This window comes from Hymenobacter mellowenesis (assembly GCF_030581005.1).
In the GTDB taxonomy this organism is placed as follows: domain Bacteria; phylum Bacteroidota; class Bacteroidia; order Cytophagales; family Hymenobacteraceae; genus Hymenobacter; species Hymenobacter mellowenesis.
The window spans coordinates 123,108-136,115 of sequence record NZ_JAUQSX010000006.1 but is presented as its reverse complement, the minus strand read 5'-3'; the positions used below and the strand labels follow the sequence as shown (position 1 = coordinate 136,115).

Sequence of the window (13,008 nt, the reverse complement as noted above, 5' to 3'; positions counted from 1 at the left end):
GCTACCGTGCGGGCAGTATTCGGGCTAAGTCGTTCGCCAGCTGCTGGCTGAAAGCCGCACTGGCGTCGCGCTGCAAGTGGTTGCCATCGGTGGTGGCGTAGGGTTGGGCGCTGTAATCGAAATAGGGCACGGCCGAATTGGAAGCCAGTTTCCGCATGAGCAAATCGAAATTGGGCTGGTCGACTTGCTCCAATTGCAGCAGCGAAGGCCCCACGGGCAGGCGCACCAGCACCACGCGGCCGTGCGGCTGCAGGAACTGGATGGTTTGGCGCAGGGCCTGCAGGCGGCCCGCAGAAAGGTGCTGAGCGGCGGCTAGCTGGCGGTAGTCCTGCAGCTTGCGGGCGGTGCGGGCGCGCACCTGGGCGCTGTCGGTGCCGATGTTTACTTCGAGCCAGCCGTCGGGGTGCAGGCGCTCGGTGGCGGTGGCGTAGTCGAGCAGCAGGCGGTAGAGCGGCTTGGTCTGGTAGCGAGTGAGGTAGGGCAGATTGGGATTCTGGCTGACCTGGTGGAGTTGGCCGATAAAGGACTGCTCTTCGGGGAAAGCTACCTCCGGCCCCGTGAGCGACAGCGACCAGGGGTCGACGGCAATGATGAAAAGGCCCTTTTTCACTTCCGGCCGCAGCTTGCGCCGGATGCTGCGCAGGTAGGGCGGGCCGTAAGGCGAGTGCGTGAGCGTGAAGGCGTAATTCAGCAGCGGCCCGTCGAACCGCCCGCCCAGCCGCGCCGCCAGCACCGCCGGCCGGATGCCCTGCGCCGCCCGCGAAGTCCCCAAAATCAGCGAGCCGGCCGGCGGGCTGGTGAAGCGCCCGTAAAAAGCATCGACCTGCCCCCGCCACAGCACCGGCCCCAGCGCCAGCGCGCCCAGCAGCACGGCCCCGGCCAGCAGCGCCAGCCGCCCCAGCAGCTTTAGAACCGCAGTTTTTTCGAGCCCCTTCAAAACTGGAAATAGATAAATGAGGTGCTATTGAATACCCCCAAGTACAGAATCAGTATTGTCAGCCCGGCATAACCGGCCCAGCGCACGGCTGCCGTTTGAGTTGAAACCCAGGTTTGCAGGCTGCGCACCCGGCCGAAATATTCAAGCCACAGCATGAGGCCCACGCCGAGGGCCGCCACGGCCAGCTCGGGCCGGTAGTGCTGCGAGAATTCGAGCAGCAGCGTGGCCGTACCCCGCCCGCCCAGGTTGCCCCAGCCGCTGAGCAGGTGCTGGCTGATGAACATGGCATCGCCGAAGCTGTTGGCGCGGAAGAAAATCCAGGCGTAAGCCACCAGCCCAAACGTGAGCAGCACGCCCCCGGCCCGGCGCAGGCGCGGGTGCGCAGCCAGCCCGGTGAGCTGTGCCAGCTGCTCCCGCGCCGGCCGGGCCCAGGTGCTGAGCACGAGGCAGAGCCCGTGCAGGCCGCCCCAGGCCAGAAACGTCCAGTTGGCGCCGTGCCAGAGGCCGCTGATGAGGAACACGGCCAGCAGGTTGGCATAGGCGCGGGCCGGGCCTACGCGGCTGCCACCCAGCGGAATGTATACGTAGTCGCGGAACCAGCTGGAGAGCGAAATGTGCCAGCGGCGCCAGAACTCGGGCACGGAGGCCGAGAGGTAGGGTTGGCGAAAGTTGAGGTTGAACTCGAAGCCCAGCACCCGGGCGGCACCGCGGGCCATATCGGTATAGCCCGAAAAGTCGCCGTAAATCTGGAAGGTGAAGGCTAGTGTGGCCAGCACCAGCAGCGGCCCCTCGGGGTGCTGGCGCGGACTGTTGAACACCGGGTTGACGAGCAGGGCCAGGCGGTCGGCCACCACTACTTTCTTGAACAAACCCCACGCCATGAGCCGCAAGCCGCTTACTATCCGCTGATAATCAAACGTATGTTCCCGCCGAAACTGCGGCAGCATGTGCCCGCCCCGCTCGATGGGCCCAGCCACCAGCTGCGGGAAAAACGCTACGAACAAGGCAAACCGCCCAAAACTCCGCTCCGCTTCCAGCCGGCCCTGGTACACATCGATGATGTAGCCCACCGACTGAAACGTGTAGAACGACACGCCCACCGGCAGCAGCAAACCCAGCGCCGGCCCAGCCGTGTGCGGCAGGTGCAAAGCCTCGGCCAGCTGCAAAACCGAATCCCGGAAAAAGTTGAAGTACTTGAAAACGAACAATGTACCTAGGTTGCTGGCCAGGCTGAGGCCGAGCCAGGGCCGCCGCGCCGCTTTGGTGGGCAGCTGGCTCATGCGGTAGCCGCTGTAGTAGTCGAGGACGGTGGTGGCGAGCAGCAGCAGCGCATAGATGGCCCGCCAGCTCATGTAGAAATAGTAGCTGGCAATGAGCAGCAACGGGTTGCGCCATCGCGGCGGTAAGGCGAAATAGAGCCCGACCACCAGCGGGAAAAAGACGAGGAAATGAAGAGAATTGAATAGCATGCGCAACGCGGCAGGTGCTCCGCAGGGCGAAGGTCGGGAATGTAGCGTGGACTCTGCGAGTCCGCGCCTGGATGAGCGCCGAACCGCGCTTCTGCTGAACGGAACGCCCCTGCGCGGACTTGCAGAGTCCATGCTACATTCCTGCCAACTACTTTTGCAGTCCTGTTTTGGCTTCCCCTTTTTTCATGGCTCTCGACCTCAACCACAAATCCATCCTCGTCACGGGCGGCACCGGCTCGTTCGGCAAGCAATTCGTCCGCACCGTTTTCGAAAAATTTCCGCAGGTGAAGCGCCTCGTGGTGTTCTCGCGCGACGAGCTGAAGCAGTACGAGATGAGCCAGGAATTCAGCCCGGCCAAGTACCCGGCCATCCGCTATTTCATTGGCGATGTGCGCGACCCGCAGCGCCTGCACCGCGCCTGTGAGGGCATCGACATCGTGATTCACGCTGCCGCTCTCAAGCAGGTGCCCGCCGCCGAGTACAACCCGATGGAGTGCATCAAGACGAATATTTTCGGCGCCGAAAACGTCATCAATGCCGCCCTCGACTCCGGGGTGAAGGACGTGGTGGCCCTGAGCACCGACAAGGCCGCCGCGCCCATCAACCTCTACGGCGCCACCAAGCTGTGCTCGGATAAGCTCTTCGTGGCGGCCAACAATATGAAGGGCGCCCGCGATTTACGCTTCTCGGTGGTGCGCTACGGCAACGTTATTGGCTCGCGCGGCTCGGTGGTGCCCTTCTTTTTGCAGGAGCGGCACAAGGGCGTGCTGCCCATCACCCATCCCGACATGACGCGCTTCAACATTTCGCTCGAAGAAGGCGTTGATTTGGTGCTCTATGCGCTGGAGAACGCCTGGGGCGGCGAGATTTTCGTACCGAAAATTCCCAGCTACAAAATCACGGAAGTGGCCCGCGCCATCGGCCCGGACTGCGAGCAGCGCATCGTGGGTATCCGCCCCGGCGAGAAGCTGCACGAAGCCATGATAACCGAAACCGACGCCCTGAGCACCGTGGAGCTGGACCGCTACTACGTCATCCTGCCCTCGATGCCGACCTGGGACGTGGAGAAGTTCATCAAGGAATTTAACGGGCAGCGCGTGCCGCTGGGCTTCTACTACGACTCGGCCAACAACGAGGAATGGCTCGATGCTGAGCAGATTCGCGAGGAAATCCGTCTGCACGTCGACGCCGACTTTGCGGTGTAATTTCCCAAGCTATTGGCTGACAGCTGTTAGCGAATAGCCTTCCTTCATAAACCAAGCTAACAGCTAAAAGCCAATGGCTAACAGCTTACCAACCCGTCCCCTGCCCTACGGCCGCCAGTTCATCAGCGAGGCCGACGTGGCCGCCGTGGTGGCCAGCCTGCACGCCGACTACCTCACCCAGGGGCCCACCGTGGCCGAGTTTGAGCGGCAGTTCGCGCAGTACATCGGGGCCAAGTACGCCGTGGCCGTCAGCAATGGCACGGCCGCCCTGCACCTGTGCGCCTTGGCCCTGAACGTGCAGCCGGGGCAGCGCGTCATCACCACGCCCCTCACCTTCTCGGCCTCGGCCAACTGCGTGCGCTACTGCGGCGGCGAGGTGCATTTTGCCGACATCGACCCAAAGACCGGGCTCATTGACTTGGCCAAAGTTCGGACTTTACTCGAAGCGCATCCGAAAGGCTATTTCACGGGGCTGATTCCGGTGGATTTTGCCGGGCTGGCTGTGAATCTGGAAGAAGCGCGCCGGCTGGCCGACGAGTTTGGTCTCTGGATTATTGAGGATGCCTGTCACGCGCCCGGCGGCTTTTTCGTCGACTCCGAGGGCCGGGAGCAGCACTGCGGCAACGGCAACTTTGCCGACCTGGCCATTTTCAGCTTCCACCCAGTGAAGCACATCGCCACCGGCGAGGGCGGCATGATTACCACCAACTCGGAGCAGTTGTTCCACCACTTGTTGCGCCTGCGCACCCACGGCATTACCCGCGACCCGGCCGACCTCGTACGCGAACCCGACGGCGGCTGGTACATGGAAATGCAGGAGCTCGGCTACAACTACCGCCTGCCCGACCTCAACTGCGCCCTCGGCCTGAGCCAGCTCGCCCGCGCCGAGGAAGGACTAACCCGCCGCCGCCAACTCGCCGCCCGCTACGATGCCGCCTTTGCCCAAGTGCCCGGCGTAGCGGTGCTGGCCCCCGGCCAAACCGGCCATGCCTACCACCTTTACGTCATTCAAGTAGAGAATCGGCGCGAGCTGTATGACTTTCTGAAAACCAAACAGATATTCGCGCAGGTGCACTATATCCCAGTACACCGTATGCCCTACTATGAGGCTCTGGGCTGGCGGGCGGGCGACTTCCCACTGGCTGAGGAATACTACGCGCACTGCCTCAGTATCCCCATGTTTCCGACGCTGACCGACGAAGAGCAGGACTACGTGGTGGCTTGCATCCGGGAGTTTGTTGAAGCACCTCATGCCCGCTGATATGACCTTGCCGGACACCCGGGATTTTGTCGGCCGGCTGGCGCTGGGCACCGTGCAGTTTGGCCTCGACTACGGCATCAACAACGCTGCCGGCCGGCCCGATGACGCGACGGTAGCCGAGATTCTGAACACCGCCCAGGCCGCCGGCATCAACCTGCTGGACACGGCCGCTGCCTATGGCGACAGCGAAACCCGCCTGGGCCGCTGGCTGGACCGCGGCGACACTTGGCCGCGCCAGTTTGAGATAGTGACCAAGCTGGCAGCCGGCCCGGCCGGGGTGGTACGGCAGGCGTTACAGGAGTCGCTTGCGCGCCTGCGGCAGCCGTCGGTTTACGGGGTGATGTTCCACCAGTTTACGGGGTTTCGGGACCAGCCGGCGGCCTGGGAGGTGTTGCGCGAGGCGCAGGCGGCGGGCACGGTACAGCGCATCGGCATGTCGCTCTACCACCCCGAGGAAGCCGAGTGGCTGCTGGCCAAACCGATGGGCGTGGGTTTGGTGCAGCTGCCTTTCAACGTATTTGACCAGCGGTTTGGCTCGTTGCTGCCGGCTTTGCAGCAGGCGGGCATCGAGGTGCACGTGCGGTCGGCTTTTCTGCAAGGCTTGTTGCTGCGCGACCCAACCACTTTGCCGGCTTTTTTCGCCCCGCTGGCTCCCAAAATCAGCGCGCTTCGGGCTTTGGTTAGGGATGCCGGTATGCCGCTGACTAGTCTGTTGCTGCTGTTCGCGGCTTACGCGCCGGGGGTAAGCCGCGCCGTCATTGGCGTTGATACGGCCGCCAATCTACGCGAAAACCTGGCGGCTGGTACCCACGCTGCCCAAGCCGAACAGTTGCGACCGGAGCTACAGAAGCTGGCCGAAACGACCACCGATTTTATCCTGCCCTACGCATGGCCACCTCGCTCCTAGCTCCTTACGCCAACTTGTTCGACCTGACGGGCCGCCTCGTGCTCATCACGGGCGGCTACGGGCACCTGGGCCGCGGCATGGTGGCCGGCCTGCTGGCCCACGGCGCTACTGTGGTGGTGCTGGGGCGCGATGAAGCCCGTTTCAAGACCACGTTTGCCGAGGTGATGGGCGTCGGTGGCCTGCATTTTGAAAGCTGCGACGTGGCGTCCACGCCGTCGGTGCAGGCGGCGCTGGCGGCCTGCCGGAAGAGGCACGGCCTGCCCCACGTTCTCATCAACAACGCCGTGTATGGCGCTGGCCAGCAGCCCGATGCCCTGACGGATGAACAATTCGCGCGCAACCTCGACGGCTCGGCGGGCAGCGCCTACCGGTGCCTACGCGAAGTGCTGCCCTACCTGCGCGAAAACGGCGGCGGCAAAATCATCAACGTGGCGTCGATGTACGGCCTGGTGGCGCCCGACTTTTCGGCCTACGACGAGTACCCGCAGTTCCTCAACCCGCCGCACTACGGCGCGGCCAAAGCGGCTGTCATTCAGCTCACCAAGTACTTCGCCTCGTACCTCGGGCCGGAGAATATTCAGGTGAACTGCGTGTCGCCGGGCCCTTTCCCGAGCGAGAGCGTACAGGAAACGGGTGGATTTGTGGCTGAGCTGCAGCGGCGTAACCCGCTGGGCCGCATTGGCCGGCCCGAAGATTTGGCCGGGGCTTTTGTGTATTTGAGCGCCGCCGCTTCCGATTTTGTAACCGGCCACAACCTCGTGGTGGACGGGGGCTGGACCATTCGCTGAACATTATGCTTCCAACCTGGCCCGTGCGCGTCGTCGTCATCATTCAGGCCCGCATGAACTCCTCGCGCCTGCCGGGCAAGGTGTTGCTGCCCCTGCCGCTTTCGGCCGAAACTACGGTGCTGAGTCACGTGATAGCCCGCGCCCGGCAAGTGGTGCCAGGCCCGCAGGTGGTAGTGGCTACCTCTACGCTGGCCGCCGACGATGCCGTGGCAACCGCCGCCCAGGCGCTGCAGGCGCCAGTGTTTCGGGGTGATGAGCAGGATGTATTGGAACGTTTTATGGGCGCGGCAGAGGCTCACCATGCCGACGTTGTCGTGCGCATCACCGCCGATAATCCCGCTCTCGACCCGGCTTTTATGCGAGCAGCCGTGGCGCACCATTTGGCAAGCCAGGCCGATTATACGCTGACTACTGGTCTGCCACTGGGCACCAATGTTGAAGTAATAGCGGCGGCAGCCCTGCGCCGGGCCGCCGCCGAGGCCACTCGCCCCGAAGAGCGGGAACACGTGACGCCCTACCTGCGCCGCCACCCCGAGCTTTTCCGACTCGAAACGCTGCCGCTGGATATACCGGCCGCCGTGGCCGGCCTTCGCCTTACCGTGGATTATCCCAGCGACTACGCCCTGCTGCACCTGCTTTATTCGCAGCTTCCTGCCGATTTTTCACTGACCGACCCAACGGGCCTGCCCGGTCTGCTAACCCGGCACCCCTGGCTTGCAGGCATCAACAACGGCAATACCCAAGTGCAGCCTTAGCCCCTGTTCAAGCCAGGCGCTTAGGCCCAATGCCCGATGGCCCAGAATATCGTGGCATTTTTGCACCCCGATTCACCCCGATTCCGCCCTTATGTCCTCCCCGATTAACGTTCTGAGCGGTGCGCCCGTGCAGGAACAGACGCGCCGCGAAAACTTCGCCCAAACCCTGCGCGAGTCGCCCATTCCGAACCCCGAGCTGCCCAACAACCTGGGCTTGTACCTGAACCGGCAAACGCTCTCGCGCCTGCTGTTTTTCACCGAGTTGTACCAGCAAATCATCCCGGTGCACGGCGTGGCCATGGAGTTTGGCGTGCGCTGGGGGCAGAACCTGGCGTTGATGCACGCGCTGCGCGGCATTTACGAGCCCTTTAATTACAACCGCAAAATCATTGGCTTTGACACGTTTGGCGGCTTTCCGTCCGTGGATGCCAAGGACGGTGACCGGGTGAAAGAAGGCGACTACGGCGTGACCGAGAACTACCAGGACTACCTCACCCAGATTCTGGCTCAGCACGAGCAGGACAGCCCCATTCCGCACAAGCGCAAGTTTGAGCTGGTGGCCGGCGACGCCGCCGAAACCGTGCCCCGCTACCTGCGCGACCATCCCGAAACCGTCATCGCCTTCGCCTACTTCGATTTCGACATCTACGCCCCCACCAAGGCCTGCCTCGAAGCCATCCGGCCCCGCCTCACCAAAGGCGCCATCGTGGCCTTCGACGAACTGAATTGCCCCGAGTTTCCGGGCGAGACGCTGGCCTTCGATGAGGTATTTGGCGTGGCCAATTACGCCCTGCGCCGCAGCCCGCTCAACCCGCTGATTTCGTACTTAGTAGTGTAGGCTTTAGTTGTCAGTTGCTCGTTGTCAGTTGTTAGCGCCATGACAACTGGTTGATTTGTGACCTGACAACTAACAACGAGCAACTGACAACTAACCATGAACTACCGCCCCCTGCCGCCCGCCGAATACCGCTGGCAAAACTACCATCTCGTGCCTATCCGCTACGAAGACCGGGAACCCATCCGGGCCTGGCGCAATGCCCAGCTCGAAGTACTCCGCCAGGCCGCGCCGCTTACCGCTGAGCAGCAAGATACATATTTTCAGCGCGTTGTACTGCCGTTGTTCGACCAGGAGAAACCCGGGCAGCTGCTGTTTTCGCTGCTGCACCGGGGTGAGCTGGTGGCCTATGGCGGGCTCGTGTACCTTTCCTGGCAAGATAAGCGCGCTGAAGTGTCTTTTTTGGTAGAGCCTGCCCGAGCCGCCGACGCCGCCACTTACCGCCAGGATTTTCTCGCCCACCTGCGGCTATTGGGGCAAGTGGCGTTTGAAGGACTGAAATTCAACCGCTTGTTTACCGAAACCTACGACATCCGGCCGGCGCACGTGGCCATTCTGGAAGAGAGCGGCTTCCGGCTGGAAGGGCGCCTACGGCAGCACATCCAGCTCGCGCCGGGTACTTTTGCCGACTCACTGATGCACGGCCAGTTGGCCGCCGACTATGCCACAGCCTTTGGTTCTGCCCTTTAAACGAATTTTTATCAGCGGCGGCGCCGGCGTCATCGGCCAGGAAATGGTGCGGCTGCTGGCCACCCTGCCCGCCGACATCGAGGTGCTGGTGGGCGACCTCAAGCCCCGGCCCGCCGATTTTCCGGCCCGCTTCCAGTACCGGCAAGGCGACCTGAACTTCCTCACCGAGCAGGAAATCGGCGTGTTTGCGCCCGAGGTGTTCATTCACCTGGCCGCCACCTTCGAGCGCTCGACGGAAACCTACGGCTTCTGGGAGGAGAACTTCCGGCACAACGTGCAGCTCAGTCACCACCTGATGACGGTACAGAAGGACTTGCCCTCGCTGCGGCGCGTGGTGTTTGCCAGCAGCTACCTCATCTACGACCCCGAACTGTACAACTTCACCGAGGTGCCGGCCCAGCCGCGCTGCCTGCGCGAAACCGACCCCATCCTGCCCCGCAACCTGACGGGCATGGCCAAGCTGGCCCACGAAATCGAGCTACGCTTTTTGCAATCCTTCCGGGGCGCGCAGTTCAGCACGGCAATCCCGCGCATCTACCGCGGCTACGGGCGCAACGGCCGCGACATCACCTCGCGCTGGGTGCGCATGCTGCTGGCCGGCGAGGCCATCACGGTGTATGGCGCCGAGTCGTTTTTCGACTACCTCTACGCCGCCGATACTGCCGAGGGCCTGCTCCGGCTGGCGGCGGCTGAGGCCGTCACGGGCATCATCAACCTGGGCACCGGCCGGGCCCGCCGGGTGGCCGATGTAGTGGAAGTGCTCAGGCAAAACTTCCCCGGGATGCAGGCCAACTACGTGGCATCGGACATTCCCTTCGAGGCTTCGCAGGCTGATATGGCCCTTTGGTCCAGCCAGATAGATTGGCTGCCTTCAACTACTTTGGAAGTAGCCATTCCCGAAATCATTGCCTTCGAGCGCGGCCGTCAGGAGGTGCCCGCCGCCAAGGCACCGGGTCATATTCTCATCAGCAGCGTAGCGGCCAAGGTGCCGATGGTGCAGGCCGTGCGGTCCGCCGCCCAGCGCCTGCACCCCGACGTGAAAGTCATTGGCGGCGACATGAACCCGGCCTGCCTGGCCCGGCATTTCACCGACGATTTCTGGTTGATGCCCGCCACCAACGACCAGCACCTGCCCGACATCATCAGCTATTGCCAGGCCCACGGCATCGGGCACATCATCCCCACGCGCGACGGCGAATTGGCCTTCTGGAGCCGGCACCGGACCGCGCTGGCCGAGGCCGGCATTGCCGTGCTGGTGAGCACGCCCGAGGCCGTGCATCGTTGCCTCGACAAAGTGGAGTTTGCCGTTTTTGGTCAGCAGCACGGCCTGCCGGTTATTCCGACTGCCTTGGGGCTCGATGCCCTGGCCGGTACCCCGGCCACCACGGGCTTCGTGGTGAAGGAGCGGCACGGCGCCGGCTCCCTGAGCCTAGGTCTGAACCTGCCCGAAGCCGCCGCCCTGGCCCACGCCCACACCCTGGACGAGCCGGTTTTTCAGCCCTTTATCCAAGGCCAGGAAATCAGCGTGGATGTCTATGTGGACCGTGCGGGCCGGGTGCGCGGCCTGGTGCCCCGCACCCGCGACGTGATTGTGCGGGGCGAGTCGCAGGTGACCACCACTCTGCCCGACCCGGCCCTGACGGCGCGACTCCTGCCCATCGTGGAAAAGCTGGGCCTGTACGGGCCGCTGGTGCTGCAGGCGCTGCTCACGCCGGATGGCGAGTTACACCTTATCGAGTGCAACTGCCGTTTCGGCGGGGCGTCCACGCTGGGCATCGCGGCGGGGGTCGATTCGTTTTTCTGGTTTTTACAGGAAGCAGCGGGAGCTGATTTACAGCAGTTTCCGTTCCGGCCGGCGGCGGAACCGTTGCGGCAGGTGCGCGCCGCCGCGGATGTGGTAACAGCGGTGTAGAGACGCAATATTTTGCGTCTCGTCGTTGAACGAGCGGAACCGCGCCGCTCGAATATTCCAAGCGTTATCGTTCAACGACGAGACGCAAAATGTTGCGTCTTTACGCCCATGCCCGTTCTCGTTTTCGACCTTGACGACACGCTCTACCCCGAGCTGAGCTACGTGCACAGCGGCTTCCGGGCGGTGGCGGTATTTCTGAGCCCGCTGCTGAGTGTACCTGCCGAAACATTGGCCGCTGGCATGATTGCCGAAGAAGCTGCGCAGGGACGGGGCCAGGTGTTCGATAACGTGCTGCGCCGCTATGGGCGCTGGAGCAAGACGCTGGTGGCCGCCTGCCTGCGCGCATACCGCCAGCACAAGCCTGAGCTAAGCCTGTACCCCGACGCCGAGCGCTGCCTCACCCGCTTTGTTGCATGGCCGCTCTACATCGTGACCGACGGGCACAAGGAAGTGCAGGCGCGCAAGGTGGCGGCGCTGAACCTAGGCGGCCGGGTGCGCCACGCCTACCTCACCAACCGCTACGGCCGCCACCGCGCCAAGCCCGACCCGCACGTGTTCGAGCTGATTTGCCGCCGCGAGCGGGTGGCGCCGGGCCAAGTCATTTATGTGGGCGACAACGTGCGCAAGGATTTTGTAGGCATCAAGCCGCTGGGCTTCAAAACGGTGCGTATTCTGCGGGGCAACTACGCCCACCTCGAAGCCGATGCGGCGCACGCGGCCGACCGTAGCATTCATTCCTTGGATGAACTGACGGCGGAATTTATAGCTGATTTAGCAAGCTAACCCGCCCCCGTTACTGACTATGGCAAACTGGTGCGGCCAGCGTTGCCGGGAGCAAGGGCTGCGGCTGCTCACCGACCAACCAAGTCGCGGAAGGCGTACTTACAACTCATCCATGGGCTGAGTTCGGGCTTCAGCTTAGGACCGACTGTAATGGTGAAGCGGTCAGGAGCAGCGAGGTCGTATTCCTGCACGGAGCGGTCGGGGCGGAACATATCGGCTAATCGGTCGCCTTGCCACCGCACCGTGTACATTCCCTCGCCGCGAAGCCAGGTGCTCATGATGGGCGGCGACAATTTTAGGCCCCACGACCACCATTTCGGGGGGCGGCCCAGCACCGGGGTGCGCAGCAACCCCTGTGAGCTATGCGACGGCAGCCGGTAGGTGATGACACCGGCGGCCAGGTCGATAACCTCCACCCGGCTGCGCGGGTCCGAGCCGAAAATTGGGTTTACGCTGCCCACAGCGAACACCCGGTACCACCGGCCGTTGTGCCAGCTTACATGGTCGACGGGCCCCCATCCCCTGACGCGCCCCGCGGTGTTGACCGGCGGGCTGACTTCGTGCGTCTGCGTGAAGCGGGCTTGCTCTGCCTGGGTTAGCGGCAGCGAATCCAGCGCGTAGCGAACCGTGAACTGCACCTCATCGGGCGAGTTATTGGTCACGGCCCATTCCAGCTCACGGGGCTGGGGTTGAGCACTCACGTACACCCGGTAATTGGTGTTGTCGGGGCCGTAGCGCAGGTACAGGGTGTCCTGGCGGGAGGTGGGGTGGTTGTATTGGTAGAAGCCGTCGAGCGAAGTGGACATGGAGGACTGCCGGTCCTTGAAAAACCCGGTTTCGCCTCCAAAATTCAACTGCAAATACTCGTAGCCCAATTGGTAGAATCCGGGGCTCCAGGGCTCACTGGGCCGGCCTGGGTCGTTGCCCCCTGTCCAGAGGTGCATGTGAATGTCAGATTCAAATTCGTTTTCAGTTACTTGAAAGCCGAGCGAACGGAAGTTTTTCAGATTGCGGCGGTAGTCGTCATAAAATTCCAAACCGTCGGTTATCTCTAAATCCACGGCACTGTCCCGCCCTGCCAGCCATCCTTTTCGGACCACATAGCCGCTGGTTATTTCCATCGTTGAGTCAGGGTCCATCCCCGCCAATGTACCTCGCCTGACAACCGTGGCCGCTTCGCTTGGGTAGGGGAAACGGTGGCTGTACCGGTGCCCGAAAATGGAGTCGGGAATTTCCTCTACCACCAAATGCGGGTTGTTGAGCGCCGGAAAACCGCGCCAGTCCGGATGCCGGTCGAAAGCCGGCAGGCGGTAGCCCAGCGCGAAGCACAGCCCCACCCAAACCACTCCGCCGCCCGCCAGCCACCGCACGGTGTGCGGGTGGGCGCGGGCCACACGGGCCAGTTGACGGAAGAAAAAACGGAGAGCCATAGCAGGGGACCGCAAAGTAAAGGCGCAGCGAAATAG

The 13,008-nt window shown here is 63.1% G+C and carries 12 protein-coding genes; 9 read left to right on the top strand and 3 right to left on the bottom strand.

Going from position 1 to position 13,008, the window contains the following annotated elements:
• Position 1 precedes the first annotated feature (1 nt).
• Complete coding sequence (locus Q5H92_RS12955) at positions 2-937, bottom strand: hypothetical protein (RefSeq protein WP_305011957.1); 936 nt, start codon at positions 935-937, stop codon at positions 2-4.
• A complete protein-coding gene (locus tag Q5H92_RS12950) occupies positions 934-2,406 on the bottom strand; it encodes an MBOAT family O-acyltransferase (protein ID WP_305011956.1) in 1,473 nt (490 codons plus the stop codon). The genes Q5H92_RS12955 and Q5H92_RS12950 overlap by 4 nt, the downstream gene beginning before the upstream one ends.
• A gap of 185 nt (positions 2,407-2,591) precedes the next feature.
• Between Q5H92_RS12950 and pseB the strand changes: the two genes are divergently transcribed.
• The 9 genes from pseB to Q5H92_RS12905 all read left to right on the top strand — a co-directional run bounded on the left by pseB (position 2,592) and on the right by Q5H92_RS12905 (position 11,542).
• On the top strand, positions 2,592-3,611 hold the full coding sequence (pseB, locus tag Q5H92_RS12945; protein WP_305011955.1) for a UDP-N-acetylglucosamine 4,6-dehydratase (inverting): 1,020 nt from the start codon (positions 2,592-2,594) through the stop codon (positions 3,609-3,611).
• Positions 3,612-3,684: 73 nt separating this feature from the next.
• Positions 3,685-4,872: a UDP-4-amino-4,6-dideoxy-N-acetyl-beta-L-altrosamine transaminase gene (gene pseC / locus Q5H92_RS12940; protein WP_305011954.1), complete on the top strand. Its 1,188-nt coding sequence runs from the start codon at positions 3,685-3,687 to the stop codon at positions 4,870-4,872.
• 1 nt (position 4,873) lies between these two features.
• A complete protein-coding gene (locus Q5H92_RS12935; protein WP_305011953.1) occupies positions 4,874-5,779 on the top strand; it encodes an aldo/keto reductase in 906 nt (301 codons plus the stop codon).
• Positions 5,761-6,567 (top strand): SDR family NAD(P)-dependent oxidoreductase, encoded by an 807-nt coding sequence (locus Q5H92_RS12930; protein ID WP_305011952.1) that lies wholly within the window; start codon positions 5,761-5,763, stop codon positions 6,565-6,567. Before Q5H92_RS12935 ends, Q5H92_RS12930 begins: the two co-directional genes overlap by 19 nt.
• Before the next feature lie 5 nt (positions 6,568-6,572).
• Positions 6,573-7,322 carry a cytidylyltransferase domain-containing protein gene (locus Q5H92_RS12925; protein ID WP_305011951.1) on the top strand — a complete coding sequence of 250 codons (750 nt, stop codon included), beginning with the start codon at positions 6,573-6,575 and terminating at the stop codon, positions 7,320-7,322.
• Between the two features lie 91 nt (positions 7,323-7,413).
• Complete coding sequence (locus Q5H92_RS12920; protein ID WP_305011950.1) at positions 7,414-8,160, top strand: class I SAM-dependent methyltransferase; 747 nt, start codon at positions 7,414-7,416, stop codon at positions 8,158-8,160.
• A gap of 96 nt (positions 8,161-8,256) precedes the next feature.
• Positions 8,257-8,847 carry a GNAT family N-acetyltransferase gene (locus tag Q5H92_RS12915; RefSeq protein ID WP_305011949.1) on the top strand — a complete coding sequence of 197 codons (591 nt, stop codon included), beginning with the start codon at positions 8,257-8,259 and terminating at the stop codon, positions 8,845-8,847.
• Positions 8,831-10,759 (top strand): NAD-dependent epimerase/dehydratase family protein, encoded by a 1,929-nt coding sequence (locus Q5H92_RS12910; protein ID WP_305011948.1) that lies wholly within the window; start codon positions 8,831-8,833, stop codon positions 10,757-10,759. The genes Q5H92_RS12915 and Q5H92_RS12910 overlap by 17 nt, the downstream gene beginning before the upstream one ends.
• 108 nt (positions 10,760-10,867) lie before the next feature.
• Positions 10,868-11,542: an HAD family hydrolase gene (locus Q5H92_RS12905; protein ID WP_305011947.1), complete on the top strand. Its 675-nt coding sequence runs from the start codon at positions 10,868-10,870 to the stop codon at positions 11,540-11,542.
• Between the two features lie 68 nt (positions 11,543-11,610).
• Here Q5H92_RS12905 and Q5H92_RS12900 read toward each other — a convergent pair whose 3' ends face one another.
• A complete protein-coding gene (locus Q5H92_RS12900) occupies positions 11,611-12,972 on the bottom strand; it encodes a hypothetical protein (protein ID WP_305011946.1) in 1,362 nt (453 codons plus the stop codon).
• Between the last annotated feature and the right edge of the window lie 36 nt (positions 12,973-13,008).

What these genes read in the sequence shown, in the direction of transcription:
- Q5H92_RS12950 (WP_305011956.1), bottom strand. Translation starts at nt 2,406, where the DNA reads ATGCTATTCAATTCTCTTCATTTCCTCGTCTTTTTCCCGCTGGTGGTC.
- pseB (WP_305011955.1), top strand. Translation starts at nt 2,592, where the DNA reads ATGGCTCTCGACCTCAACCACAAATCCATCCTCGTCACGGGCGGCACC.
- pseC (WP_305011954.1), top strand. Translation starts at nt 3,685, where the DNA reads ATGGCTAACAGCTTACCAACCCGTCCCCTGCCCTACGGCCGCCAGTTC.
- Q5H92_RS12935 (WP_305011953.1), top strand. Translation starts at nt 4,874, where the DNA reads ATGACCTTGCCGGACACCCGGGATTTTGTCGGCCGGCTGGCGCTGGGC.
- Q5H92_RS12930 (WP_305011952.1), top strand. Translation starts at nt 5,761, where the DNA reads ATGGCCACCTCGCTCCTAGCTCCTTACGCCAACTTGTTCGACCTGACG.
- Q5H92_RS12925 (WP_305011951.1), top strand. Translation starts at nt 6,573, where the DNA reads ATGCTTCCAACCTGGCCCGTGCGCGTCGTCGTCATCATTCAGGCCCGC.
- Q5H92_RS12920 (WP_305011950.1), top strand. Translation starts at nt 7,414, where the DNA reads ATGTCCTCCCCGATTAACGTTCTGAGCGGTGCGCCCGTGCAGGAACAG.
- Q5H92_RS12915 (WP_305011949.1), top strand. Translation starts at nt 8,257, where the DNA reads ATGAACTACCGCCCCCTGCCGCCCGCCGAATACCGCTGGCAAAACTAC.
- Q5H92_RS12905 (WP_305011947.1), top strand. Translation starts at nt 10,868, where the DNA reads ATGCCCGTTCTCGTTTTCGACCTTGACGACACGCTCTACCCCGAGCTG.
- Q5H92_RS12900 (WP_305011946.1), bottom strand. Translation starts at nt 12,972, where the DNA reads ATGGCTCTCCGTTTTTTCTTCCGTCAACTGGCCCGTGTGGCCCGCGCC.